Origin of the sequence: Paraburkholderia sp. XV, assembly GCF_020177535.1 — a bacterium.
Classification (GTDB): domain Bacteria; phylum Pseudomonadota; class Gammaproteobacteria; order Burkholderiales; family Burkholderiaceae; genus Paraburkholderia; species Paraburkholderia caribensis.
The window spans coordinates 1-23334 of the sequence record NZ_JAGUUD010000122.1 but is presented as its reverse complement, the minus strand read 5'-3'; the positions used below and the strand labels follow the sequence as shown (position 1 = coordinate 23334).

At 64.4% G+C, this 23334-nt stretch carries 25 protein-coding genes and 2 tRNA genes; 9 read left to right on the top strand and 18 right to left on the bottom strand.

What is annotated here, in order from left to right; translation table 11 throughout:
- Positions 1-4: 4 nt before the first annotated feature.
- Positions 5-81, top strand: a tRNA-Arg gene (locus KFO72_RS35195).
- A gap of 108 nt (positions 82-189) precedes the next feature.
- Here KFO72_RS35195 and KFO72_RS35190 read toward each other — a convergent pair.
- From KFO72_RS35190 to KFO72_RS35170, 5 genes are all read right to left on the bottom strand, one after another.
- Entirely contained in the window at positions 190-681 is a 492-nt protein-coding gene (locus KFO72_RS35190) for a phage protein NinX family protein (protein ID WP_060601937.1), read from the bottom strand.
- Positions 682-765: 84 nt separating this feature from the next.
- Positions 766-3147 carry a RelA/SpoT family protein gene (locus tag KFO72_RS35185; protein ID WP_054934042.1) on the bottom strand — a complete coding sequence of 794 codons (2382 nt, stop codon included), beginning with the start codon at positions 3145-3147 and terminating at the stop codon, positions 766-768.
- 75 nt (positions 3148-3222) lie between these two features.
- Entirely contained in the window at positions 3223-3426 is a 204-nt protein-coding gene (rpoZ, locus tag KFO72_RS35180) for a DNA-directed RNA polymerase subunit omega (RefSeq protein WP_006025620.1), read from the bottom strand.
- Between the two features lie 62 nt (positions 3427-3488).
- Positions 3489-4169 (bottom strand): guanylate kinase, encoded by a 681-nt coding sequence (gene gmk, locus KFO72_RS35175; RefSeq protein WP_035989876.1) that lies wholly within the window; start codon positions 4167-4169, stop codon positions 3489-3491.
- 16 nt (positions 4170-4185) lie between these two features.
- Positions 4186-5109, bottom strand: a complete 924-nt coding sequence (locus KFO72_RS35170) for a YicC/YloC family endoribonuclease (protein WP_035989873.1) — start codon at positions 5107-5109, stop codon at positions 4186-4188.
- A 308-nt stretch (positions 5110-5417) separates the two neighbouring features.
- Between KFO72_RS35170 and rph the strand changes: the two genes are divergently transcribed.
- From rph to KFO72_RS35150, 4 genes are all read left to right on the top strand, one after another.
- Positions 5418-6158, top strand: coding sequence for a ribonuclease PH (rph, locus tag KFO72_RS35165; RefSeq protein ID WP_054934009.1), 741 nt, complete (start codon positions 5418-5420; stop codon positions 6156-6158).
- Complete coding sequence (gene rdgB, locus KFO72_RS35160) at positions 6151-6774, top strand: RdgB/HAM1 family non-canonical purine NTP pyrophosphatase (RefSeq protein ID WP_176055016.1); 624 nt, start codon at positions 6151-6153, stop codon at positions 6772-6774. Before rph ends, rdgB begins: the two co-directional genes overlap by 8 nt.
- Positions 6771-7985: a radical SAM family heme chaperone HemW gene (gene hemW / locus KFO72_RS35155; protein WP_054934007.1), complete on the top strand. Its 1215-nt coding sequence runs from the start codon at positions 6771-6773 to the stop codon at positions 7983-7985. Before rdgB ends, hemW begins: the two co-directional genes overlap by 4 nt.
- Positions 7986-8042: 57 nt before the next feature.
- Positions 8043-8132, top strand: a tRNA-Ser gene (locus KFO72_RS35150).
- A 10-nt stretch (positions 8133-8142) separates the two neighbouring features.
- On the opposite strand, the gene KFO72_RS35145 is transcribed toward KFO72_RS35150, so the two are convergent.
- Positions 8143-8355, bottom strand: coding sequence for a hypothetical protein (locus tag KFO72_RS35145; RefSeq protein WP_225034023.1), 213 nt, complete (start codon positions 8353-8355; stop codon positions 8143-8145).
- Between the two features lie 293 nt (positions 8356-8648).
- On the opposite strand from KFO72_RS35145, the gene KFO72_RS35140 reads away from it, so the two are divergent.
- Positions 8649-9155, top strand: coding sequence for an energy transducer TonB (locus KFO72_RS35140; RefSeq protein ID WP_054934006.1), 507 nt, complete (start codon positions 8649-8651; stop codon positions 9153-9155).
- 212 nt (positions 9156-9367) lie between these two features.
- Here the strand turns inward: KFO72_RS35140 and KFO72_RS35135 are convergent, their stop codons facing one another.
- Positions 9368-9559 (bottom strand): hypothetical protein, encoded by a 192-nt coding sequence (locus KFO72_RS35135; RefSeq protein WP_148654585.1) that lies wholly within the window; start codon positions 9557-9559, stop codon positions 9368-9370.
- Positions 9560-9735: 176 nt separating this feature from the next.
- On the opposite strand from KFO72_RS35135, the gene KFO72_RS35130 reads away from it, so the two are divergent.
- Together KFO72_RS35130 and KFO72_RS35125 are read left to right on the top strand one after the other, a co-directional pair.
- The gene (locus KFO72_RS35130) at positions 9736-11043 is read left to right on the top strand and encodes an MFS transporter (protein ID WP_060601950.1); all 1308 of its coding nucleotides are present in this window, start codon (positions 9736-9738) and stop codon (positions 11041-11043) included.
- Positions 11044-11218: 175 nt separating this feature from the next.
- The gene (locus tag KFO72_RS35125) at positions 11219-11395 is read left to right on the top strand and encodes a hypothetical protein (RefSeq protein ID WP_225034022.1); all 177 of its coding nucleotides are present in this window, start codon (positions 11219-11221) and stop codon (positions 11393-11395) included.
- A gap of 172 nt (positions 11396-11567) precedes the next feature.
- On the opposite strand, the gene KFO72_RS35120 is transcribed toward KFO72_RS35125, so the two are convergent.
- Entirely contained in the window at positions 11568-12008 is a 441-nt protein-coding gene (locus KFO72_RS35120) for a hypothetical protein (protein WP_225034021.1), read from the bottom strand.
- Positions 12009-12180: 172 nt separating this feature from the next.
- Positions 12181-13188, bottom strand: coding sequence for a lipopolysaccharide heptosyltransferase I (waaC, locus tag KFO72_RS35115; protein WP_060601956.1), 1008 nt, complete (start codon positions 13186-13188; stop codon positions 12181-12183).
- A 249-nt stretch (positions 13189-13437) separates the two neighbouring features.
- Between waaC and KFO72_RS35110 the strand changes: the two genes are divergently transcribed.
- Positions 13438-14838 carry a chloride channel protein gene (locus tag KFO72_RS35110; protein ID WP_054934002.1) on the top strand — a complete coding sequence of 467 codons (1401 nt, stop codon included), beginning with the start codon at positions 13438-13440 and terminating at the stop codon, positions 14836-14838.
- Between the two features lie 322 nt (positions 14839-15160).
- On the opposite strand, the gene KFO72_RS35105 is transcribed toward KFO72_RS35110, so the two are convergent.
- From KFO72_RS35105 to KFO72_RS35065, 9 genes are all read right to left on the bottom strand, one after another.
- A complete protein-coding gene (locus tag KFO72_RS35105) occupies positions 15161-15472 on the bottom strand; it encodes a YXWGXW repeat-containing protein (RefSeq protein ID WP_060601963.1) in 312 nt (103 codons plus the stop codon).
- Between the two features lie 244 nt (positions 15473-15716).
- Positions 15717-15971, bottom strand: a complete 255-nt coding sequence (gene minE / locus KFO72_RS35100; RefSeq protein ID WP_007583338.1) for a cell division topological specificity factor MinE — start codon at positions 15969-15971, stop codon at positions 15717-15719.
- A 14-nt stretch (positions 15972-15985) separates the two neighbouring features.
- Positions 15986-16801: a septum site-determining protein MinD gene (minD, locus tag KFO72_RS35095; RefSeq protein WP_054934000.1), complete on the bottom strand. Its 816-nt coding sequence runs from the start codon at positions 16799-16801 to the stop codon at positions 15986-15988.
- Positions 16802-16890: 89 nt separating this feature from the next.
- The gene (minC, locus tag KFO72_RS35090; RefSeq protein WP_225034020.1) at positions 16891-17706 is read right to left on the bottom strand and encodes a septum site-determining protein MinC; all 816 of its coding nucleotides are present in this window, start codon (positions 17704-17706) and stop codon (positions 16891-16893) included.
- A gap of 198 nt (positions 17707-17904) precedes the next feature.
- Positions 17905-18456 (bottom strand): GNAT family N-acetyltransferase, encoded by a 552-nt coding sequence (locus tag KFO72_RS35085; RefSeq protein ID WP_054933998.1) that lies wholly within the window; start codon positions 18454-18456, stop codon positions 17905-17907.
- Positions 18457-18740: 284 nt separating this feature from the next.
- A complete protein-coding gene (map, locus tag KFO72_RS35080) occupies positions 18741-19526 on the bottom strand; it encodes a type I methionyl aminopeptidase (protein ID WP_054933997.1) in 786 nt (261 codons plus the stop codon).
- A gap of 217 nt (positions 19527-19743) precedes the next feature.
- Positions 19744-20343, bottom strand: coding sequence for a membrane integrity-associated transporter subunit PqiC (locus tag KFO72_RS35075; protein ID WP_054933996.1), 600 nt, complete (start codon positions 20341-20343; stop codon positions 19744-19746).
- Entirely contained in the window at positions 20340-21944 is a 1605-nt protein-coding gene (locus KFO72_RS35070) for an intermembrane transport protein PqiB (protein ID WP_225034019.1), read from the bottom strand. The genes KFO72_RS35075 and KFO72_RS35070 overlap by 4 nt, the downstream gene beginning before the upstream one ends.
- Positions 21941-23287 carry a paraquat-inducible protein A gene (locus KFO72_RS35065; RefSeq protein ID WP_107202973.1) on the bottom strand — a complete coding sequence of 449 codons (1347 nt, stop codon included), beginning with the start codon at positions 23285-23287 and terminating at the stop codon, positions 21941-21943. The genes KFO72_RS35070 and KFO72_RS35065 overlap by 4 nt, the downstream gene beginning before the upstream one ends.
- Positions 23288-23334: the final 47 nt, after the last annotated feature.

The window sequence follows — 23334 nt, the reverse complement described above, 5'->3', positions numbered from 1 at the left end:
GCGTGCGGCTGTAGCTCAGTTGGATAGAGTACTTGGCTACGAACCAAGGGGTCGTGGGTTCGAATCCTGCCAGCCGCGCCACCCATGAAGGGCCTTCCATCCGGAAGGCCCTTTGTCTTTTCCCTTCCCGCTTTTCGTCTCTTCTCTTCGGCGTCGAACCTTCCAGGCGACACCGAACAGCCCGTTGCTTCAGCGCGGCGCCGACTTGATATCGCCAATCTCGCCATCCGGTTTCGGCAGTTCGTTCTCGATGCCCAGCGGCGACGTCTGCTCGCCGATCGGCGTCGCCCGTGGGCCAAACAGCGACTGCGGCTGTCGAAGAACGTCGTCGACGGTATCGCCGAACTGGCTGAGGACAAACGCCCTCAGAAGCGCGATCCGCAACGATTCGCCATGCGCGGACACCGTGCGGTGGCCACCCTCGAAGTCCGCGACGCAATGTGCAGCGCCGTCGCGCGTGCGATCGCGCACTTCGAGCCGCTGCGCGCGCTCGAGCACGACGGCCGCCGCCTCCCATGATGTCGACGGCGTAAAGCGCCCATCCCACGGACGGCCACGATCGTTGCCGCGAATCGAGACGACGCGCCCGCTGTCGGTAAAGTAGATTTCGCGCACGAAGTCGTGCAGGCTGCGGGCGACCCAGTAGTCGAGCGCCAGATCGGAGAGATCAGCTACGTTCATCGCGTTGTTCCTGTGGACAGGCAAAGGCGGAGCGTCATCGTGCCAACTATGTGCAAGCGACGCGCCCGCCTCTCAACTTCGATTTCAGTAATCGGCGCGCTCGCGGTCGATCCGCATGCCGCCGTCGTGATGACGATGCCCTTCTTCGCTCGGCCGTTCGCGCGCGATGCGCATCACGTCGAGATTGGTCCGCACGCGGCGCATCACGTTGGCCAGATGCACACGGTCGCTGACCTGGATGACGAAGCGCAACACCGTCGATTCCTGCGACTGATCTTCGTCCATCGCAATGTGAACGATGTTCGCGTCGGCGGACGTGATATCCGCGGCAACGCGTGCGAACACGCCCTTCGTATTCTTGACCAGCACCTTGACCGCGACATCGAACAGGCGGCCGGGCTGCGGCGCCCATGCGACGTCGATCCAGCGGCCCGGATCGCGCCGGTGAATACGCTGCGCGACGCGGCAATCGGTGGTGTGGATGGCCATGCCAAGGCCGATGCCGATGTAGCCCATGATGTCGTCGCCGGGAATCGGGCGGCAGCAGGCCGACAACTGCACTGACATGCCTTCCGTGCCCGTGATGACCACGGGCGGCGCAGTCGACGTGCCATGTTCGCGCGGGTGATCGTCGTCGCCGTCGTGGCCCTCGCGACCGTTCATCAGCACTTCGATCCGCTTGGCCATCACAGCCGCCACACGCCTGCCCAGACCGATATCCGCGAAGATTTCCTGACGGTTTTTGTTGCCCGTCCACAGCACGAGCTTGTCCCACACTTCCGGCGTGACGTCGGAGAGCGCGAGGCCATAGCCCTTGAGCGACTGATCGACTAGACGTTCGCCCAACTGCACCGACTCGTTCAGGCGCATCGTCTTCAGATAGTGGCGAATCGCGGTGCGCGCCTTGCCGGTGCGCACGAAGCCGAGCCACGCAGGGTTCGGCTTCGAATACGGCGCCGTGATCACTTCGACGATATCGCCGCTCTTCAACTCGGTGCGCAGCGGCAGCAGTTCATTGTTGATCTTCACGGCGACGCACTGGTTGCCCAGGTCGCTGTGGATCGAATACGCGAAGTCGAGCGCCGTGGCGCCGCGCGGCAGCGCCATGATTTTCGACTTCGGCGTAAACACGTAGACGGCATCCGGGAACAGGTCGATCTTCACGTGTTCGAGGAATTCGCTCGAATCGCCGACTTCGCTCTGAATGTCGAGCAGCGACTTGAGCCACTGATGCGCGCGCTTTTGCACGTCGTTCAGATCGGCGCCGCCGTTCTTGTACAGCCAGTGCGCCGCGACGCCCGCTTCCGCGATCTCGTGCATCTTGCGCGTGCGCACCTGGAATTCAATGGGCGCGCCGAACGGGCCGACCAGCGTGGTATGCAGCGACTGATAGCCGTTGACCTTCGGGATCGCGATGTAGTCCTTGAACTTGCCCGGCACCGGCTTGTAGAGCGCATGCAGCGCCCCGAGGCACGTATAGCATTCGAGCGGGTTCTCGACGACCACGCGGAAGCCGTACACGTCCAGCACCTGAGAGAACGACAACTGCTTGTCGCGCATCTTCTTGTAGATGCTGAAGATGGTTTTCTCGCGGCCCGTCACTTCGGCATCGAGCTTCGCGTCCGAGATGGCGCGCTGCACCGACTCGAGAATCTTGCCGACCACTTCGCGGCGATTGCCGCGCGCAGCCTTCACCGCTTTTTCGAGCGTCGCGTAACGGTGCGGATTGAAGTTCGCGAAGCTCAGGTCCTGCAGCTCGCGATAGGTATTGTTCAGGCCGAGCCGGTGCGCGATGGGCGCATAAATATCGAGCGTTTCGCGCGCGACGCGGCGGCGCTTTTCCGGCGGCACGGCGCCGAGCGTGCGCATGTTGTGCAGCCGGTCCGCGAGCTTCACGAGGATCACGCGCACGTCACGCGCCATCGCAAGCAGCATCTTGCGGAAGTTCTCCGCCTGCGCTTCCTCGCGGCTGCGGAACTCCATCTTGTCCAGCTTCGACAACCCGTCGACCAGTTCCGCGACCTTCGGGCCAAACCGCTCCGCGAGTTCGGTCTTGGTCACGCCCTGGTCTTCCATCACGTCGTGCAGCAGCGCCGCCATGATCGACTGCGCGTCGAGCTTCCAGGCCGCGCACGTTTCCGCGACGGCAACCGGGTGCGTGATGTAGGGTTCGCCACTTTGACGGTATTGCCCGAGGTGGGCTTCGTCGCTGAAGTGGAAGGCAGCCTTGACCTCTTTGATCTCTTCCGGGCTCAGGTAGTCCGAAAGCGCAGTGGTCAGCTTGGCGATGGAGACGACGTCATGCCGGCGCGGCTGCTCCGGCGTGGCGGTCGGTCCGAACAGATGACGAAACGATTGTTCGAGGACCGCGTCGATGTACTTGCGTGCAGACGATGGCGAGTCGCTATCGTGTTCGTGGGCAGCGTGGTCCACTTCCGTGGCGGATGGCGAGGGGTCGGTGCTCATGGTCGCCTCCGTGTCGATAGTGCCGTCTGCACGCATGGGGTTGAGTTACATGACGATCAAACGTTGAAGCGTGCCTTAGACGGGCACCTTCTTCAGCATTTCGACGCCAACCTGGCCAGCCGCGATCTCACGCAACGCGACCACCGTGGGCTTGTCGCGGCTTTCGATTTTCGGCGTGTGGCCTTGAGCGAGCTGACGTGCGCGATAGGTCGCGGCAAGCGCCAGTTCGAAGCGATTCGGGATCTGTTTCAGACAGTCTTCGACGGTAATGCGGGCCATGTTGAAAATTCCTTCTCTGTATGTTGGTTATTCTACCTTATGTCCTTCCGACCTCGCCCGTATCACGCGTGCGGCAAGTGAATGCCGAGCTGCATGAAGAGGTCCGTGTGGCGCGCGTATTGCGATGCGAAGCGCGAGCGCGTCGCCGACACGAGGCATTGCAGTTCCGCGAGCGCGCGGTCGAAGTTTTCGTTGATCACGACGTACTCCGCTTCCGCCGCGTGCGCCATCTCGCTGCCCGCTGCGAGAAGGCGTCGCGTGATCACGTTCGGCTCGTCCTGGCCGCGCTTTTTCAGACGCTCTTCGAGCGCTTCGAGCGACGGCGGCAAGATGAAAATCTCCACAGCATTGCGGAACTGCTTCTTCACCTGCTGCGCGCCCTGCCAGTCGATTTCGAGCAGCACGTCATGGCCGCTTTTCATCTGCTCTTCGATCCACACGCGCGAGGTCGCGTAGTAGTTGCCGTGCACTTCCGCGCTTTCGAGAAACTCGCCCGCGTCGTGCCGTTGCAAGAAGTCTTCGACCGTCGTGAAGTGATAGTGCTCGCCGTCCTGCTCCTTCGGACGCGGCGGGCGCGTGGTGTACGAAATCGACAGACGGATCGCCGGGTCGCGCGCGAGCAGCGCGTTGACGAGCGTCGACTTGCCGGCGCCCGACGGCGCGACAACCATGAACAGGTTGCCGGGATAGACGCCTGCGTACGGATTGCGCGGCGCGCTGCTTTCGCGTTTGGTTTCGGTCATGCTGGTGAGACTCCCGTTACTCCAGGTTTTGTACTTGTTCGCGCATCTGTTCGATGAGCAGCTTGAGCGTCATCGACGAATCCGCGAGTTCCTTCGCGGCCGCTTTCGAGCCCAGCGTGTTCGCTTCGCGGTTCAGCTCCTGCATCATGAAGTCCAGACGCTTGCCGACCTTGCCGCCCTTTTGAATCACATGGCGCGTTTCGTTCAGATGCGCGGTGAGGCGCGACAGTTCTTCCGCGATGTCGATGCGAATGCCGTACATCGTCACTTCCTGACGGATGCGCTCGGCGATCTCTTCGCGCGACACGATCGTCGCCGACTGGTCCGGCGCGGCGATGCCGAGTGCTTCCTGCAACCGCTCGACGATCTTCTGCTGATGCCTGGCGATCAGTTCCGGCACGAGCGGCGTGATCTTCGTGACGATCGCTTCCATCTCGCTGACGTTGTTCAGCAGCATGGTCGCGAGTTGCGCGCCTTCGCGGCCGCGCACGTCGATCAGATCGCCGATTGCCTGCTTGCCGCATTCGAGCACGGCATCGCGCAGCACTTCCGGCGACACACCGCTCTCGGCGAGCACGCCAGGCCAGCGCAAAATTTCGCCCGTGCGCAGACGGCCCGCGTCCGGAAACGATTCGAGCACCGCGCGCTCCAGCGCAGCGAGTTGCGCGAGCGCGTCGCGATTGAGCGCGCCTGCGTTCGCCGACTGCTCGCTGCGCTGCAGGTTGATACGGATATCGACCTTGCCGCGCGACAGCTTGTTCATCAGCATTTCGCGCAGCGTCGGCTCGCAGACGCGCACGTCTTCCGGCATGCGGAAGTTGAGGTCGAGAAAGCGCGAGTTCACCGTGCGCAATTCGACGGACACGCTGATGCCGCCATTGCCCGTTGCCGCTGCGAGTTCGCGCGTGGCGCTCGCATAGCCAGTCATACTGTAGATCATGATGGGTCTCGCGATTGTGGCCGCGCGAACATCGCATCGCACGACCAGGGATTCGAGTCGCCCGGCGTTTACGAGACGCGAGGCGGAGAACGCGCATTATCCCATTTTTACCGGCGACACCTGCCGGAAGCGGCCTTCGGGTAAGCCCGGGCAAACGGCTTGCGCAACGCATTGGCCGGCGCGCTGGCAGTCAGCGCGCCCGGCGCGGCGCATCGGGTTGAAGCGCGCGGGCGGCGGCGGCGCGATCGGCGGTAAAATTGCGGTTTGCTTCCGTCTTCTCTTCCCCTCCATCCCCTTCAATTCCGACGATGAACGACACCACGAAACGCCCCAGCGGCCGCGCCGCCGATCAGCTGCGCGACGTGCGCATCACGCGCCATTACACGAAGCACGCGGAAGGCTCCGTGCTGGTCGAATTCGGCGATACCAAGGTGATCTGCACGGCGAGCGTCGCCGAAAGCGTGCCCGCGTTCCTGCGCGACCGCGGCCAGGGATGGCTGACGGCCGAATACGGCATGCTGCCGCGCGCGACGCACACGCGCAGCGACCGCGAAGCCGCGCGTGGCAAGCAGACGGGCCGCACGCAGGAAATCCAGCGTTTGATCGGCCGGGCGCTGCGCTCGGTGTTCGATCTCGAACGGCTCGGCGCGCGCACGATCAATATCGATTGCGATGTGATCCAGGCCGACGGCGGCACGCGCACGGCGAGCATCACGGGCGCCTTCGTCGCCGCGCACGACGCCGTCGCGAAGCTGCTCGCGACGGGCCGCATCGAAACCTCGCCGATCAACGATTACGTCGCGGCCATTTCCGTCGGCGTGTTCGACGGCCTGCCCGTGCTCGATCTCGACTACGACGAAGACTCGCAGTGCGACACCGACATGAACGTCGTGATGACGGGCGACGGCGGTTTCGTCGAGATTCAGGGCACGGCGGAAGGCGTGCCGTTTTCGCGCGACGAAATGAACAAGCTGCTCGATCTGGCGCAAAGCGGCATCAGGACGCTGATCGACAAGCAAAAGGAAGCACTGGAGTTGAAGGGTGACTGATCGAAAAGACAACGCGCTGGGCAGGATCGTGCTCGCGTCGAACAACGCGGGCAAGCTGCGCGAGTTCGCGGCGCTGTTCGGCACAGCGGGCATCGAGCTGATCCCGCAAGGCGCGCTGAACGTGCCGGAGGCGGAAGAGCCGCATCCGACCTTCGTCGAGAACGCGCTGACGAAGGCGCGTCATGCATCGAAGCTGACAGGTCTGCCCGCCATCGCCGACGATTCCGGCTTGTGCGTGCGCGCATTGCGCGGCGCGCCTGGCGTGTATTCGGCGCGTTACGCGCAACTTGCGGGCGGCGAGAAAAGCGACGCGGCGAACAATGCGCGCCTCGTCGAACAACTGAACGGCGTGAGCGATCGCCGCGCGTACTACTTCTGCGTGCTCGCGCTCGTGCGCCACGCCGACGACCCGGAGCCGCTGATCGCCGAAGGCCGCTGGCACGGCGAGATGCTCGATGCGCCGCGCGGCGCGCATGGCTTCGGCTACGATCCGTACTTCTTTTTGCCCGCGCTGAACGCGACGGCAGCCGAGCTCGCGCCCGCCGTGAAGAACGCGAGCAGCCACCGCGCGATGGCGTTGCAACAGCTGTTCGCGCGGCTAAAGGAGGAGCAGTGAGCCACGCATCCACGACGGCAGCCGGCGTGATCAAGGCCTTCACGTCGCCCGGCAGCATCCGTCTGACCTCGCTGCCGCCGCTCGCGCTTTATGTGCACTTTCCGTGGTGCGTGCGCAAGTGTCCGTACTGCGACTTCAACTCGCACGAGTCGAAAGGCGGCGCGTTTCCCGAGGATGATTACCTCGACGCGCTGCGCAGCGATCTCGAACAGGCGCTGCCGCTCGTGTGGGGACGGCAGGTGCATACGGTGTTCATCGGCGGCGGGACGCCGAGCCTGATGTCGGCGAAGGGGCTCGATCGTCTCCTGTCCGACGTGCGCGCGCTGCTGCCGCTCGATGCCGACGCCGAAATCACGCTCGAAGCGAACCCCGGCACGTTCGAAGCCGACAAGTTCGCGCAATTCCGCGCAAGCGGCGTGAACCGCCTGTCGGTCGGCATCCAGAGCTTCAACGAGACGCATCTGAAGGCGCTCGGCCGCATTCACGACGCGGCGCAGGCGCGCCATGCCGTCGAGGTGGCCGCGAACACATTCGACAACTTCAATCTCGACCTGATGTTCGCGCTGCCGAAGCAGACTCTCGCCGAATGCCAGGCCGACATCGAGACGGCGCTGTCGTTCGCGCCGCCGCATCTGTCGCTGTATCACCTGACGCTCGAGCCGAACACGTTGTTCGCGAAGTTTCCGCCGCCGCTCCCCGATGACGATTCGTCCGCCGACATGCAGGACTGGATTCACGAACGCACGCGCGAAGCGGGCTATGAGCGCTACGAGGTGTCGGCGTATGCGAAGCCCCATCGGCAGAGCAAGCACAACCTGAACTACTGGCGCTTTGGCGACTATCTCGGCATCGGCGCGGGTGCGCATACGAAGCTGTCGTTTCCGAACCGCATCCTGCGGCAGATGCGTTACAAGCATCCCGCGACGTTCATCGAAGAGGCGCGTTCGGGCAATGCCGTGCAGGAAGAGCATGAAGTCGGCGCACGCGATCTGCCGTTCGAATTCATGCTGAATGCGCTGCGGCTGGTGGAAGGGTTTCCGGTGCATCGGTTCATCGAGCGCACGGGTCTGCCGATGACATCGATCGAGCCGGCCTTGCAGGAAGCGGAGCGTCGCGGGCTGATCACGCGCGACTACGAAAAGATCGCGCCGACGCCGCTCGGCCAGGCATTCCTCAACGATCTTCAAGGGCTGTTTTTGAAGGATTCGTGAGCGGGCTCGTGGTTTGTTGCCCGACGGCGTGGCGTTCCAGGTTACAATTTCGGGCTCGGAGGGTTGGCAGAGCGGTTGAATGCACCGGTCTTGAAAACCGGCGAGGCTTTACGGCCTCCGTGGGTTCGAATCCCACACCCTCCGCCAGATACTTTCTTCAGCTTGCCGGCGACTCGATCTCTAACGAGTCAAACTCAACCCCAAGCTCCGCCCCGCACGTCGAGCAAACCTGCGCCACGACTCCCGGCTGCTTGTTGGTCCATCGTTCAGCCTTCGCGAGTCTGTGCTGCGCTTTCTCGAATCGCGGCATGCCTGGCGCGAGGATTTCGATCGCATAGTCGATATTCTGAAGCGCGAGATTTTCGAGCACGCATCGACGCATCCCAACGAACGACACGGATGCGCGTCGATGTTGCAGAGTCAGGCCTAGCGTCAGCGTCTTCCGCTCTTTCGATAAGATTGTCCATGTGGAGATTTACGAAGCGGGAATCGAAACAGGTTCGCGCATTACCGCACCCCCTTTGCAAAATATCGTCAACGCGCTGCCCGCGCCAACGCCATGCCCCACGCATGCGCGCCACCCCTCACATCCGTAGCAACGCTCATTGACCCGCAACACGCATCGTCTACGATGAAGATACATCTCGCGTGCGAGTTATTGTGATGTCTACCCTCTCGCTTCCCGGCCGCATCAACCCAACATTCAGGCGAACAGCGGCACTCGCCTTCGCGCTGCTCTGCGCAGGCTGCAACTTCACCGTCACGCCGCCGGAGCGACCCGCGGTCGTCACGCCACCGCCCGCCGCGATCAACAGCCTGACACTCGATCAGTACCGCTCGGTCGTCGCGCAACGCATCATCGAACGCAATCCGTCGTATGTGCTGCGCGGCAATCCGCAGGCGATGCTACGCTCGCTCGTCGTCGTGTCGTTCATCGTGGATCGCAATGGACAGATCGTCGCATCGAACGTCTATCGCACGAACGGCGACGACGAAGCGGAGAGCACGGCGCTCGCGACCTTGCGACGCTCGGCGCCCTTGCCCCTGCCGCCGCCGAAACTGCTGAACGCCAAAGGCCAGGTGGAAATGTTCGAAGACTGGCTCTTCAACGACAACGGCAAGTTCCAGTTGCGCACGTTCGCGTCGCCGCAGGCACAAACGATCGATTGAAAACTCGCCCAATGCGCGAGGGATTCCGCGAAGGCAGTGGCTCGACCGCCGTCGTTCAGCTGCCTGCCGCGAGCGCAAATCGAAGCGAACCGAAGCGCATCTGAACGAAACGGAAGCGGACACAACCGCGAACCGAACCGCTCCTACGAAGCCGCAAGCCACAACACCCGGCGCGCGCCTTGCTGTGCGCCGCCCGCCCTCGCTATAATTTTTTAAATATCCGCCGGAATCTCCGGCCATCGCTGCGTGCCGCGCGCCCACCCGCCCGCCGCGCGCAGCGCGACCGTCACGTTGCCGCGCCACCCGCGCGCGCGTCCGCCCGGTTTGCATCGTGCCTCGCTTTCGCGCCGCTTCAGCCGTTCCGACGGCAACGCAACGCGCGCAATCCCGTCAGCACGTTGCAAGCTGTCGACTCGTTGCACACGCAACGTCTCGCGTAGCAGGTTCGCCCGCACCGCTGTTCGCCACGATGTGGGCACAATGGCGCGCGCCCGCTTCGCCCCACGCCTAGACGCATAAACAGACGCACAAACGCACGCCGCCCGCCCCGCGGCTGCGTCACGACATTTGGAGACCCTGCATGTCCACATCGCCCCTTTCCAGCGCACAGCCCGGCGCAGACCGAAAGAGCAGCGCTTCGCGCGTGATCTTCGCGAGCTTCATCGGCACCGCGATCGAGTTCTACGACTTCTACGTCTACGCAACAGCCGCCGCGCTCGTCATCGGCCCGGTGTTTTTCCCGCACGGCTCGGCGACGGCGCAAGCCCTGTCGGCGTTCGTCACATTCGGCATCGCGTTCATCGCGCGGCCGATCGGCTCGTTCCTGTTCGGCCACTTCGGCGACCGCATCGGCCGCAAATCGACGCTCGTTGCGTCACTGCTGGTGATGGGCCTGTCGACGACGCTGATCGGCTTCGTCCCCGGCTACGACTCGATCGGCAGCCTCGCGCCGATCCTGTTGTGCGTACTGCGCTTCGGCCAGGGCATCGGCCTCGGCGGCGAATGGGGCGGCGCCGCCCTGCTCGCAACCGAGAACGCGCCGGCAGGCAAGCGCGGCTGGTTCGGCATGTTCCCGCAACTCGGGCCGTCGATCGGCTTTCTCGCCTCCAACGGCCTGTTCTTCGGCCTCGCGCTGTCGCTGTCCGACGAGCAGTTCCGCAGCTGGGGCTGGCGCGTGCCGTTCATCGTCAGCGCGGTGCTGGTCGCGCTCGGCCTGTACGTGCGTCTGAAAATCGCGGAAACGCCGGCGTTCCAGGCAGCGATCGACCGTCAGGAGCGCGTGCGCGTGCCCGTGGCGACGCTGCTCAGCCGCCATCTCGGTCCCGTGCTGCTCGGCGCATTCGCAATGGTCGTCTGCTACACGCTGTTCTATATCTCGACGGTGTTCTCGCTGTCGTACGGCGTGTCTGCGCTGCATATCTCGCGTCAGAGCTTCCTCGGCATGCTGTGCGTCGCGGTCGTCTTCATGGCGCTCGCGACGCCGCTGTCCGCATGGGCCAGCGACCGCTTCGGGCGCAAGCCGGTGCTGATCGTCGGCTGTATCGCCGCGATCCTGTCGGGCTTCACGATGGCGCCCTTGCTCGGCAGCGGCTCGATGCCGCTCGTGCAGCTGTTTCTGATCATCGAGCTGTTCCTGATGGGCGTCACGTTCGCACCGATGGGCGCGCTGCTGCCCGAACTGTTCCCGACCAACGTGCGCTACACGGGCGCCGGCGTCGCGTACAACCTGGGCGGGATTCTGGGCGCATCGGTGGCGCCCTACATCGCGCAGATGCTGGCGGCGAAGGGCGGCCTGTCGTGGGTGGGACTGTACGTGTCCGCTGCCGCCGTGGTGAGCATGGTCGGCGTGCTGTGCATGCGCGAAACGCGCGACACACGGCTGATGTAATTCATCGGCTGCAGGCGTAAGCCGAAAGCGAAACGGCCCCGGCGCGATGCACTGCGCCGGGGCCATTTTTATTTTGTGAGCCTGTTGGAGAAGCGTGAGTCCGTACCAACGAGAGCCGGGAAACTCCCGTGCTTGCCGCCGTTTTCACGTAATCATGCTGCACGGGGAGGCATCGATGAACTTTCGTTTAGGCAAAGCGGATATCGTCATCATCGCGCTGGCGCTGCCTGGCTCGCTGCTGCTCGCGCTGCGCTTCAGGCCGGTGAGCTGGAAAGGGATCGTGGTCGAAACGGTGGCCGCCAATCTGGCCGCGATCGCCGCTGTCGTCGCTTTCGAAGTGCTGATGGCCTGAGCGGCCACCAGCATCCATTGCCCGATCAGCGATAGTAGTAGCCGTGATGGTGATAGCCACCACCGTCCGGCACCACGATACAGCCGCTCAGCGATGCCGCCAGCAGCGCGCCCGTCGTCAAAGCCAGGATCAAGCGTTTCACGTTTTTTCTCCCTTTCGAGTCAGTATCGTTTTATTCGAGCGAACCCCGAATGACCTCGATTGAACACGAACCCGACGGCGGCGGCCGTTGCAATTTGTAAGCATCGGCTGTGCTTGTGTTACAGGCGGCGAGCGCCGCGCTGCGCCTCGAACCCACGCGATGACGGGCGCGCGCCACGAGAAGACGCCAGGCAAAACGCATGAAGGCCGCCTGGAGAGCCTTGGCGGGAGAAGCTTCGACAGAATGGGAGTACGTCGCGACGCAAGGGCCGGCGAGGCGCGCGGCACGCGCCCCTGAAAGCAAAAAGAAAAGCGACAGTTTTAACAGGCGTGTAATACGCGCAATGACGATTGCGAGCGCATCGAGCGAATCTATCGTCAGATGCCGCCGGCAAACGGCCGACGCGAATTCCGCGCGAAGCATCGCCCCAAAATTCGAAAAAAATCGAAATTGGTTTGAACTTGTCGACATCCGCGCGGTCTCTACGGATGTTGTACAGGTTTGTTCTGCAGGTTTCCTCTCGGTCCGCGCGCTTCAGGCGCGGGCTTTTCAGAGGCGCCTCGCGACGGCGTCCGAAATTGGACGATTGCGCGTGCGCCTCTTTTCTTTTTTCTCCCCGCTCCGCCCGCCTTCCCTGCCGGCCTCAGGCCGCGGCGACCGATTGCCCCTGCCCGCCGAGACCGGGCGGGGCGGCGTGCACGTGATCGATGGCGGCCAGCGCCTCGGCGACGGGCGGCACCGAATTGCCGTCCCCAATCGAAACCGACCGGAACGGCACGTTGTTCTCAAATGTTTCCCGCGACGTGGCGATGAAGATCATCACCGTGCGCTTGCCGAGCGCGTGCGCCAGATGCACGAAGCCCGTATCGACGCCGATCACGAAGTCCGACGCAGCGATCACCTGGGCGATTTCGGTCACGCTTAGTTGCGGCAGCAGTTCCGCGCCTTCCACCTGATCGACGATCGCGAGCCCCTCGCTGCGCTCCGCCTGCGACCCCCACGGCACGACGACATGAAAGCCCCGCCGCACAAGGTCCCGCGCGATGGCGATCCAGTGCGCCGCCGGCCACTTCTTGTCGTCCTTGGATGCCGCGTGGAACAACATCGCCAGCGGGCGTCCGCCCGTATCGACGAGCGGCCTGGCCGGCGCGGGAATATGCAGGTTGTAGTCAGGGGGATTGTCGAGCGGATAACCGAGCGCCGTGCTGACGGTCTCGCGCATGCCGCTCCAGGCATTGCGATCGCGCGGCGGCGCGAACCGGCCCGTATAGGCAAACGCGGCGCCGCGCTCGCCGAGATGCTGGTTGCCATATCCGAGGCGCTTTCGCGAACGGGACAGGAACGAGATGATCGCGCTCTTGTAGACGCCGTGGATATCCAGCGCGACATCGTAGCGATACGCACGCAGTTCGGCGATCGACTGCCAGATCGCCTTGAAATCCGACCAGCGGCGCGCCTTCTTGAAGCGGCGCAGCGGTGCGCACAGCACACGGTCGGTGCCGGGGTTCCAGCGGGCGATCTCGGCGAACGATTCGTCGACTGCCCAGTCGACCTCGACGCCGGGAAACGCGCGCTTCAGATCCGATACGATCGGCTGAGCCTGTATCACGTCGCCCATGGAGGTGACTTTGACGATGAGAATTCGCTTCATTGATGGCCCGTGTTGTGGCTGCTATGGCTGCTCGCTGGCAATCTGCAATTTTAGCCGACCGCTCCGACAATTGCCCGCAAAATGGGCAGCGTCGAATCTTGCCGGACCTGCACCGTAGTTACCAGACGTTACTTCCCTTGACAGGCCGCCGCCCGCCGCCCGGTCGTTCGGGCAGACATCCGGCCCGTTTTCGCCGCGCCGCCGCCCGCGAGGCGACTATAATTTTGCCATTTCCCAGCCCGACTCCCCATGTCACGGACACCCCTGCTGTCCTCGAGCATCGGCCGGCGCGTACGGCGCCTGTGGCGTCAGTACGGCATCTTCTGGCTGGGCGCGATCGCCGTCGGCCTCACGGCCGTCTTCTACGCGCGGCTGATCGACTTCGGTTACAACGCTTTCCTTCATCTGCAAAACGAGCACCGGTGGCTCACGCTGTTTTTGACGCCCGCCGTCGCGGCGCTGTCCGTCTGGCTCACGCGACGCCTCTTTCGCGGCGCCGAAGGCAGCGGCATCCCGCAGGTCATTGCGACGCTGCATTCCAACACCAGCGCCGCCGGCATGCGGCTGCTCACGTTTCCCATTCTGCTCGGCAAGATTCTGGTGTCGTTTCTCGCGATACTCGGCGGCTTCACGATCGGACGCGAAGGACCGACCGTGCAGGTCGGCGCAGCGCTGATGTTCAACCTGCGCCGCCTCTACCCGCGCTCGAACGCGCTGATCGAACGCCAACTGGTGCTGGCGGGCGCGGCGGCCGGTTTGTCGGCGGCCTTCAACACGCCGCTCGCGGGCATCGTGTTCGCAATCGAGGAACTCACGCGCAGCTTCGAGGCTCGCGCCAGCGGCGTGCTGATCACGGCCATCATCATCGCCGGGATCATCGCGCTTGGGCTGAACGGCAACTACACGTACTTCGGCACGATCGACATCGGCACGCATTTCCCTGATTCGCTCGCGGTGGCCGTCGTCATCACGGGCATCGTGACGGGTATCGCGGGCGGCGTGTTCGGCTGGCTGCTGCTGAACACCGGGCGCTGGATGCCCGCGCCGCTGCTCAGCCTGAACAACGAGCGGCCTGTCGCGTTCGCGGCGCTGTGCGGACTGGCCATTGCGGTGATCGGTCTCGTGTCGGGCGGCACCACCTTCGGCAGCGGCTACGCGGAAGCGCGCGGGCTGCTGTACGGAACCGAGCATCTGTCGGTGTTCTATCCGCTGCTGAAGATGGCGTCGATGATCGGCTCGTATCTGCCGGGGATTCCGGGTGGCATCTTCGCGCCATCGCTGTCTATCGGGGCGGGCTTCGGCAACGTGCTGCACATGGCCTTCAGCGACATGCAGCTGCCGATGCTGATAGCGCTCGCCATGGTCGGCTATCTCGCGGCTGTCACGCAGTCGCCGATCACCTCGTTCGTGATCGTGATGGAGATGATCAACGGCCACGCGCTCGTCATCTCGCTGATGGCGACGGCGCTCATATCGAGCCGGATATCGAGTGTGTTCGCGCCGCCGTTGTACGAAGCGCTGGCGCAGCGCTATATGACGCCAATGACGCCCGCCGCTCCCGCGCCTGAGCCTTCCACTGCGGCGCCTTCAGTCGAAGACGAGCGCCGTGACGAAGAACGGCCGGCCACGCGCAGCGAAGCAAAAGACTGAACTTGCGGCAGACTGGCTTTCGCCATTGCCGCCCGAAAAAATCGGGCGCGTCCCGCAGAGACGCGCCCGACCTCCCACAATCGTCAGTACACGACGACGCCGACCGGATGGTAATACACCGGACGTGCCGGTACGACGACGCAACCGGCCAACGTGACCGCCAGCACGGCGATCGCGAGCAAGGTCCTTTTTCTCATTTGACGACTCCCTTGATGGTTGCGATAAAGCGCGCTCTCGGGCGCGTTCGGAGAACGGGCGGATGGCCGCGCGCGATGCCGTCAACACGCGCCATCAGAGCCCGCTGGTTGGATTCACCCGGGCGTCACGCCCAGTGGCCTTGCACCCAGCGCCAGTTCGGACCATGCGCGACCCAGTGGCCCGGCACCCAGTGATAGCCGACCCGCTCGGCCTGCCAGTGACCCGGCACCCACACGTAGCGGCCGTGGTCCCAGCGCCAGTGGCCCTTGTCCCACGCATAGCCCACGCGCGGCGCGGGCACGGCTTCGAAGCGCTCGACAGGCGGCGCGGACGGCGCCACGACGATCACTTCCGCAGCCGACGCCGACCCCGCGGCGGACAGACCGGACACCACGAGCACAGCGGAAGCTGCGAGCAGACGAATCGACTTGTTCACGTTTTCACCTCTTGTGTCAGCACCGAATGACGGCGTTGTCCGTTCAATGCGCGAGGTGACGAAAGGGCTGACAGCGGAGGTGTTACCGCATGCCCTCAAGTGCAACGGATTATTTCGGGAGGAACGACGGGGGGAAGAATGCGCGGAGAGTGCGCAGCGAATGCGCGCACGAAAACCGATGGCACAGCAAGGCGCGCCACCCGACAACGGTGACGCGCGTCGCGCTACAGAAGCTACAGACCGTTCAAGCCTGCGGAATCTCGATCTTGACCTCGAGCACTTCGAGGTCGTCGTGTCGTTCGAGATTGACGCGGATATCGTCGTCCGAAATCTTCACGTATTTCGAGATCACGGCGACGAGCTCACGTTGCAACGCGGGCAGATAATCGGCGGGCGCTTTGCCGCCTACGCGCTCGTGCGCGATGATCAGCTGCAGGCGCTCCTTCGCTATCGACGCGGACTTCTTCTTCTCGCCCAGCAAAAACGAAAGAATCGACATCACGTGCGCCCCCCTTACTTGGTGCCGAAGAGGCGCTGCAACAGGCCCGGCTTCTGGTAATCGGTAAAGCGAAGCGACTTCTGCTCGCCGAGGAAACGCGACACGACGTCTTTGTACGCTTCGGCGACATCGGTGCCGTCGAGGTGCACAGCAGGCAAGCCCTGATTCGACGCATGCAGCACGGCTTCCGACTCCGGAATCACGCCGATCAGGTCGATGCGCAGGATTTCCTGAATATCGGTGAGCGACAGCATCTCGCCTTCGCTCACGCGCTTCGGGTTGTAGCGCGTGATCAGCAGATGCTCCTTGATGGGCTCCTTGCCTTCGATCGCGCGCTTGGTCTTCGACGACAGGATGCCGAGAATACGGTCCGAGTCGCGCACCGACGAGACTTCCGGGTTCGTCACGATCAGCGCTTCGTCGGCGAAGTGCATGGCGAGCAACGCGCCCGACTCGATACCCGCCGGCGAATCGCAAACGATGTATTCGAAGTCCATCGCGATCAGGTCGTTGATGACCTTCTCGACGCCTTCCATCGTCAGCGCGTCTTTATCGCGCGTCTGTGATGCCGGCAGGATGAACAGGTTCTCGCATTTCTTGTCTTTGATCAGCGCCTGGTTCAGGTTGGCTTCGCCCTGGATCACGTTGATCAGGTCGTACACCACGCGGCGCTCGCAACCCATGATGAGATCGAGATTGCGCAGGCCCACGTCGAAATCGATCACTGCCGTTTTCGCACCACGCAACGCAAGCGCGGAAGCGAAACTCGCGCTCGTGGTCGTCTTGCCTACGCCACCCTTGCCCGAAGTCACCACAATGATTTTTGCCATTACCCTTTACCTTGTGTTCGTCTATTCGTCTATTGAGTCCGGCGGGAGTTCCATCGCGCAGCGCGCGCACTGCATGCGCGGCGCACGCGTCAGGTGAGCCGCAGCGGTTCGATCATCAGCTTTTCATCTTCGAGCCAGATCTGCACCGGCTTGCCGTGAACGTCGGCAGGCAGCGGGTTCTCGGTCGTCCGGTAAATACCCGCGATCGAGATCAGTTCCGGTTCGAGACACGTGCAGAAGATGCGCGCGTCGTGATTGCCGTGCACGCCCGCCAGCGCGCGGCCGCGCAACGGCGCGTAAATATGGATGTTGCCTTCCGCGATCACTTCGGCGCCGTTGCTCACCATGCCGAGCACGACGAGATCGCCCTTCGCGTAAATGCGCTGGCCTGAACGCAGCGGCTTGTCGACCACCATCGTCTGCGCCGAGGTGCCGATGCGTACGGGTTCCGCCGCAGCCGACCCGGCCTGCTCCGGCTCGCGCGCGGCAGCATCTGCAGCGGGCGCCGTGTCGGTTTTCGCCGTGGCCGCAGCCTTTGCTTCGTCGCCGCCTGCGTCCGGGTTGCTTTTGCTGACACGAGCGTCACGCGCGTCGCGCGCATCGAGCAGCGGCAGCCCGGCTTCGTTCGCCCACGCGTGCTGCGCGCTGTCGGCGACGACGCCGATGGGGCGCATGCGTACGCTGTCCAGCAGCTTCGCGATATCCGCGAGCGGCACGCGCTCGTTTTCCGCGAGACGGCGCACGTCAATCGCGACCGTGTCGTTCGCGAAGAATTCGGGCGTCGCCTCGAAGCGCCGGGTCAGCTCGGCACGCATCTCATCGAGGTTGGTCGTCTTGACGACAAACAGCAATGTGTCGACCGCGCCACTGCGCAGTTCAAAAAATGGCGATTTCTTCGGCGACATAGCGTTCGGCAAAAAATTTTGCGTATTTTACAGGCGTCCTGGCGAACGGTGAGCATTTTTGCCAATAAGTCTTCACGCGACAGGAAAATGCCGCGTGCGTGCTGGTCCAGGCCGGACGGATCGACAAAAAGTGGGAAGGATGCGGTCGGGACAGGCGCCCAGGAAACGCCCGAAAACGGCGAACGGCGCAGGAAGCGCTTAACCGGCCTGGCCGTTCGCCGCGTCGTCCGATGCCGTTTCTTGCGGCACGTGCCGCACGAGCAGCGTCTGGAACTGGTCCGGCGCGCGCGCAATACGCTCGTGCTCGCCCGTCGGGCCAAAGCCGAGGCGCTCGTAGAAGCGCATGGCGTTACGGTTCTCGTCGGCGATCCACGCGTAGATTTCGGTGGCGCCCGCGCCCGCGAGCCACCCGCTCGCCGTGTTGACGAGCAGTTCGCCGCCGCGCAGATGCCGCACGGCGGGCGCGACCCACAACTCGCTGACGAACGCGCGATGCGAGGGCGCGTCCTCGAAGCAGGCGCCGATCAGACCGGCAGGATGCCCTTCCGTGTAAAGGATGAACGATGTCGAGGTGGCCGAGGCGGCGTGCCGCGCGGCCGTTTCTTCGAACGTGGACGCATCGGCCGACAGCGCTTCTTCCAGCGTCTCGCCGAATGCGTAAGGCGCTTCGCGCAGCGAGGCGGTACGAAGCTCGCGGAAGACGACGCCCTGATCGGCTGCGATACGGCGAACGGTCAGTGAAGGACTCATGCGTTCGAAAATCCCTTAAATCCCTTGTGTCATCCGGGTGAAGCGCCAGCGCGTAGCTTTAACCGAACCGACGCGTGAGTCAAATCTTTAATTCGGCGCAGTGCGACCCAGCGCGCATGGGTTGACAGGCGGCTGCAAAACCGGCACACGCGAGGCAGGGCATTTTGCATGGCATCCCTGCGCGAGCGGCCGCGAGCGCATTGAGCGCCGTCAGCTTGCTGGCCGCTCCGGCACGCCGTCGCGCTTCATGGCGGCGCTTCATGGTCGCGCCTCATGGTCGCGCTTCAGGGTGCCTCGTAGCGCCCCGTGCCGTCGGGCCACGGCGTGAGCAGTTCGTAGCCTTCATCGGTGACGGCGACCATGTGCTCCCACTGCGCGGACAGCGAGCGGTCCTTGGTAACGACCGTCCAGCCGTCGCGCATCACCGACGTGCCGGCGCGGCCCGCGTTGATCATCGGCTCGATCGTGAACACCATGCCCGGCTTCAGGCGCACGCCCTGCCCCGGCTGACCGTAGTGCAGCACCTGCGGGTCCTCGTGATAGACCTTGCCGATGCCGTGCCCGCAGTAGTCGCGCACGATCGAAAAGCCTTCGCGCTGCGCGATCTTCTGGATTGCATGACCGACGTCGCCGAGCGTCGCGCCCGGCTTCACCTCGCGGATGCCCGCGAGCATCGCCTCATACGTGGTGTCGATCAGTTGCTGTGCGACCGTGCTCGGCTCGCCGACCGTGTACATGCGGCTCGTGTCGCCGAAATAGCCGTCCTTGATGACGGCCACGTCGATATTGATGATGTCGCCGTCCTTGAGGATCTCGCCGCGATCGGGGATGCCGTGACACACGACGGAATTGACCGACGTGCAGACCGTCTTCGGAAAACCCATGTAACCGACGTTCGCGGCAATCGCCTTCTGCGTGCCGACGATGTAGTCGTGGCAGATCGCGTCGAGTTCGCCCGTCGAGATGCCGGGCTTCACGTGCTCGCCGATCATGGCAAGCACGTCGGCGGCGAGCCGACCTGAGATGCGCAGGCGCGCGATGTCTTCGGGAGTCTTGTAGGTGATGGCCATGTCGGTAAAGCGTTGGCAGCAGGCATGGCACGACATATCGTCGTGCGACGGGCGCATCTGGCGGGCATCGCGCGCATCCGGCGCAGTTCGCCCGGTACGCGATCGCCCTCGACGCAAGCCATGCAGCCGTGCGTGCGGTTGTCGATCAGGCCATTGTACAGAGTCTGCCCGCCCGGCCGGTTCAGACCCGCAGCGCGTCTGCTGTTCAAGCTGCGGCTCAACCCGGCGGCGCGCTCCGGATCGCCGCCGCGATGTCGCGGCTCACGGCGGCGAGCGCCCGGCTGTGCGCCGCGACGAGCGCGGCGTCGTCCGCGCCCTGCACCGGCTCGCGTATCGTCGAACGGCCTGTCAGCAATGCCGTGCGGCCCGTCACGCGCACGGTCCACAGCGCGTCGACGGCGACCGCCTCGCCGGGCATCGAATCGAACCGCAAGATGTCGACGCGTACCCGGCACGCTTCCGTGCCCGCCACCGTCTGCGACGACACGGAAACGCGCGGCGAGCCGAGCAGCCGCGTCAGGTCGGCGGCGATCACGGCGGCGACGCCGCTCCTGAGCGGCTCGCCCCAGCGCGCGAACTCGTTGAGCTTGACTTCGTTGCCCGACATGCGCGTGACGAGCTGTGGCCGGTCGACCAGATCCGGCACCGTCACGGGCCCGACCACGACCGACACCGGCATCGGCGCGCCCGCGCTTTCCAGCGTCGCGTCGGGGCTCAGCGTATAGAAGTTCGAGCGCGGCGAACTGCACGCGGCCAGCACGGTCATGGCGGCGGCGACGCAAACGCATGCGCCGGGCGGGAGCATCGATCGCTTCACTTTGCGTCCTCCTGTTTGCCTCGCAGCAGCGCTTCGGGATGGCGCTGCAAATAATCCGAGAGCGCGCGGAACGACGCCGCCGTGCGCGCGAGTTCGCGGATCGCGTCGCTCGTGTCCTGCTGCAGCGTCGAGTCCGGCGCAAGCGCGCTATTGGCCGAATTGAGCGTGGCCTGCGCCGCCGACAACGTGCTCTTCGCCTGCGGCACCACCTGCGTATTGAGACTCTGCATCAGCGTGCCCGCATCGGCGAGCGCCTGCTGGGTGTTCTTGCCGATCTGCTCGAGCGGCAGTTTGTCGATGCGCGCGACGATCCGGTTGATCGACTCCTGCAGCGATTGCAGGCCGCTCGGCTCGGTCGGCAGCTCGGCGGGCGTGCGGCTCCAGTCGACGCTCGCCTTCTGCGCATGCGGGAAGAAATCGAACGAGACGTACAACTGGCCTGTCAGCAGGCTGCCCGTTTTCAGCTGCCCGCGAAAACCGCGCGACACGAGGAAATCCGCGATTTCCCTCGGATCGCGCGCGGCGCGCCCTGCCCCTGACTTGCCGTCCGCATACCGCGACGTGAAGCGCTCGGGATAGAACTTGATCTCGACAGGAATGCTGATCTGTTTCGTGACGGGATCGAAGCGCGTGTAGATCGCCGACACTTCGCCGAGCACGATGCCGCGAAAATCGACGGGTGCGCCCACCGTCAGGCCGCGCACCGATTCCTTGAAGTTGAGCACATAGGTATCAACGATCCTGTCCTGCACCTTCATTGCATCGGCACGCGTCGCGAACAGCGTGAACGGCGTGCGCGTCGGCGCTTCGGGCTCCGACAGCGACGCCGCGGGCGTTTCGAACGCGAGCCCGCCGATCAGGATCGACACCAGCGACTGCGTGTTGATCTTCACGCCATCCGTGCCGAGCGCGACATCGATGCCGCCCGCTTCCCAGAAGCGCGAATCGCTCTTCACGTAGCGGTCGTACGGTGCGTTCACGAAGATATGCAAGGTGATGCCGCCGCCGTTCTTGTCGAGTTCGTACGACGTCACCTGCCCGACGCGCAGGCGGCGGAAATAGACGGGCGAACCGACATCGAGCGAAGCCAGATTCGACGCATTCAACACGAACTCGCGCCCGGGCACGTCGCTCGCGAACACGGGCGGCACTTCCAGCCCGGTGTAGTCGCGCCGCTCCTGCTTCCCACGTCCGACGTCCATGCCGATGAACGCGCCTGACAACAATGTGCTGATGCCCGACACGTTGCCGCCCGTCACGCGCGGCCGCTCGACCCAGAAGCGCGTGTCGTCGACGAGCATGTCGGTGGCGTCGCGCGTCAGTTCGGCCGTGGCGACCACCGTCTTGTAGTCCTTCGACAGCGCAACCCGCTTCACGACGCCGATATCGACGTCCTTGAACTTGATCTTCGTCTTGCCCGCTTCGAGCCCTTCGCCTGTCTTGAAGCTGATCGTGATGGTCGGCCCCTGCGACAGCACCGCCTGCACTGCGAGCCAGATGCCGACCAGCACGGCGACGACGGGCACCAGCCAGATCCACTGGATGTGCCAGCGCTTGCGCGGCACGGCGACGGCGTCGGGCAGGTCGGGCGGCCGGCTCATTCCGTTTTCCTCGCATCCCAGATGAGCCGCGGATCGAACGACATGGCGGCGAACATCGTCAGCACGACGACCGCGCCGAATGCGATCGCGGCGGGACCGGCGCGCACGGTGGCGAGCGCGTTGAACTGCACGAGCGCCGTGAGCACGGCGATCACGTAGATATCGAGCATCGACCAGCGCCCGACCAGTTCGACGAGCCGGTAGATGCGCGCGCGCTGGTCCGGCTGCCAGGTGGAGCGGAAATTGGCGGAGATCGCGAGAAAGCCGATCGCGAGAATCTTCAGCATCGGCACCGCGATGCTCGCGATGAAGACCAGCACCGCGAGCGGCCACGAACCCGAGGTCCACAGATACACGACGCCGCTCATGATCGTGTCCTTCTGCGCACCGAACAGTGAGCTCGTGTCCATCACGGGCAGCACGTTCGCCGGGATGTACAGGATGATCGCCGCGATCAGGCAGGCCCACGTGCGCGCCAGGCTGTCGGGCTTGCGCAGATGCAGATGCGCGCCGCAGCGCGGGCAATGTGCGGCGTGCGCCGGCAGGTGCACGGCGGCATGCACGTTCGCGGCGTCGCGCTCGTCACGGGTTTGCGCGGGCGCAGCGCGCGTCAGCAAGCCGCAGTCGTGGCAGACACACAGGCCGCACCCCGCCGCCGTCCCGGCAGGAAACGGCGTGTCGCTGTCGAACGCGGGGCCGGCATCGGGCACGCCCTGGAGGCGCGACCACAGATCGCGCGTATCGAACGCGGAAGCGGCCGCCGCGAGCAGCAGCATCAATGCGCCGAACGACCACAACGCGGGCCCCGTCACCACCGCCGCGATATGCGAGAGCTTCACCAGCGCGACGAGCAGGCCGAGGATCAGCACCTCCGTCATGCCCCACTCCTGCGCGACCCGCAGCAAGCGGAACACGGCATCGGCGTGATACGGCGTGCGCCCGAGCCGCAACGGCAACAGCAGCCACACGAGACCAAGCGCCTGGCACGCGGGCATCAGCATCGTCGTGATGAAGATCAACGCTGACAACGGCCACATGCCGTCCTGGTATAGCACGCGCACCGCGCCGAACATCGTCGTTTCGACGAGATCGCCGTTCACCGACAGACCGACGATGGGAAACGCGTTCGACACGATCCACAGCACGCAGGCGGCAAGCGCATAGGCGAGCGTGCGATCGAGGCTGTTCGCGTGACGCCGGTACAGCGTCGCGCGGCAACGGCAGCAGCGCAGCACGCCCTCGGGGGGCACGGTGCTTTCGCGCTGCAGCAGATCGCATTCGTGACAGGCGATCACCGGCGTGCGCGTCGCGTGGCCGAGATACGCGGACGCCGTCTCGCTCATTTCGCACCCTGCGCGGCCGCGTCGCCGCCATGCTGCGCGGCCTGGGT

Coding starts and splice junctions, on each gene's coding strand:
- map (WP_054933997.1), bottom strand. CDS start 19,526: ATGGCCATCACCTACAAGACTCCCGAAGACATCGCGCGCCTGCGCATC.
- waaC (WP_060601956.1), bottom strand. CDS start 13,188: ATGAAGCGAATTCTCATCGTCAAAGTCACCTCCATGGGCGACGTGATA.
- KFO72_RS35110 (WP_054934002.1), top strand. CDS start 13,438: ATGTCACGGACACCCCTGCTGTCCTCGAGCATCGGCCGGCGCGTACGG.
- minC (WP_225034020.1), bottom strand. CDS start 17,706: ATGTCGCCGAAGAAATCGCCATTTTTTGAACTGCGCAGTGGCGCGGTC.
- KFO72_RS35170 (WP_035989873.1), bottom strand. CDS start 5,109: ATGATCTACAGTATGACTGGCTATGCGAGCGCCACGCGCGAACTCGCA.
- minE (WP_007583338.1), bottom strand. CDS start 15,971: ATGTCGATTCTTTCGTTTTTGCTGGGCGAGAAGAAGAAGTCCGCGTCG.
- rph (WP_054934009.1), top strand. CDS start 5,418: ATGAACGACACCACGAAACGCCCCAGCGGCCGCGCCGCCGATCAGCTG.
- KFO72_RS35125 (WP_225034022.1), top strand. CDS start 11,219: ATGAACTTTCGTTTAGGCAAAGCGGATATCGTCATCATCGCGCTGGCG.
- KFO72_RS35190 (WP_060601937.1), bottom strand. CDS start 681: ATGAACGTAGCTGATCTCTCCGATCTGGCGCTCGACTACTGGGTCGCC.
- KFO72_RS35140 (WP_054934006.1), top strand. CDS start 8,649: ATGTCTACCCTCTCGCTTCCCGGCCGCATCAACCCAACATTCAGGCGA.
- KFO72_RS35120 (WP_225034021.1), bottom strand. CDS start 12,008: ATGTCGACAAGTTCAAACCAATTTCGATTTTTTTCGAATTTTGGGGCG.
- KFO72_RS35065 (WP_107202973.1), bottom strand. CDS start 23,287: ATGAGCGAGACGGCGTCCGCGTATCTCGGCCACGCGACGCGCACGCCG.
- KFO72_RS35185 (WP_054934042.1), bottom strand. CDS start 3,147: ATGAGCACCGACCCCTCGCCATCCGCCACGGAAGTGGACCACGCTGCC.
- minD (WP_054934000.1), bottom strand. CDS start 16,801: ATGGCAAAAATCATTGTGGTGACTTCGGGCAAGGGTGGCGTAGGCAAG.
- rpoZ (WP_006025620.1), bottom strand. CDS start 3,426: ATGGCCCGCATTACCGTCGAAGACTGTCTGAAACAGATCCCGAATCGC.
- KFO72_RS35130 (WP_060601950.1), top strand. CDS start 9,736: ATGTCCACATCGCCCCTTTCCAGCGCACAGCCCGGCGCAGACCGAAAG.
- KFO72_RS35070 (WP_225034019.1), bottom strand. CDS start 21,944: ATGAGCCGGCCGCCCGACCTGCCCGACGCCGTCGCCGTGCCGCGCAAG.
- KFO72_RS35085 (WP_054933998.1), bottom strand. CDS start 18,456: ATGAGTCCTTCACTGACCGTTCGCCGTATCGCAGCCGATCAGGGCGTC.
- gmk (WP_035989876.1), bottom strand. CDS start 4,169: ATGACCGAAACCAAACGCGAAAGCAGCGCGCCGCGCAATCCGTACGCA.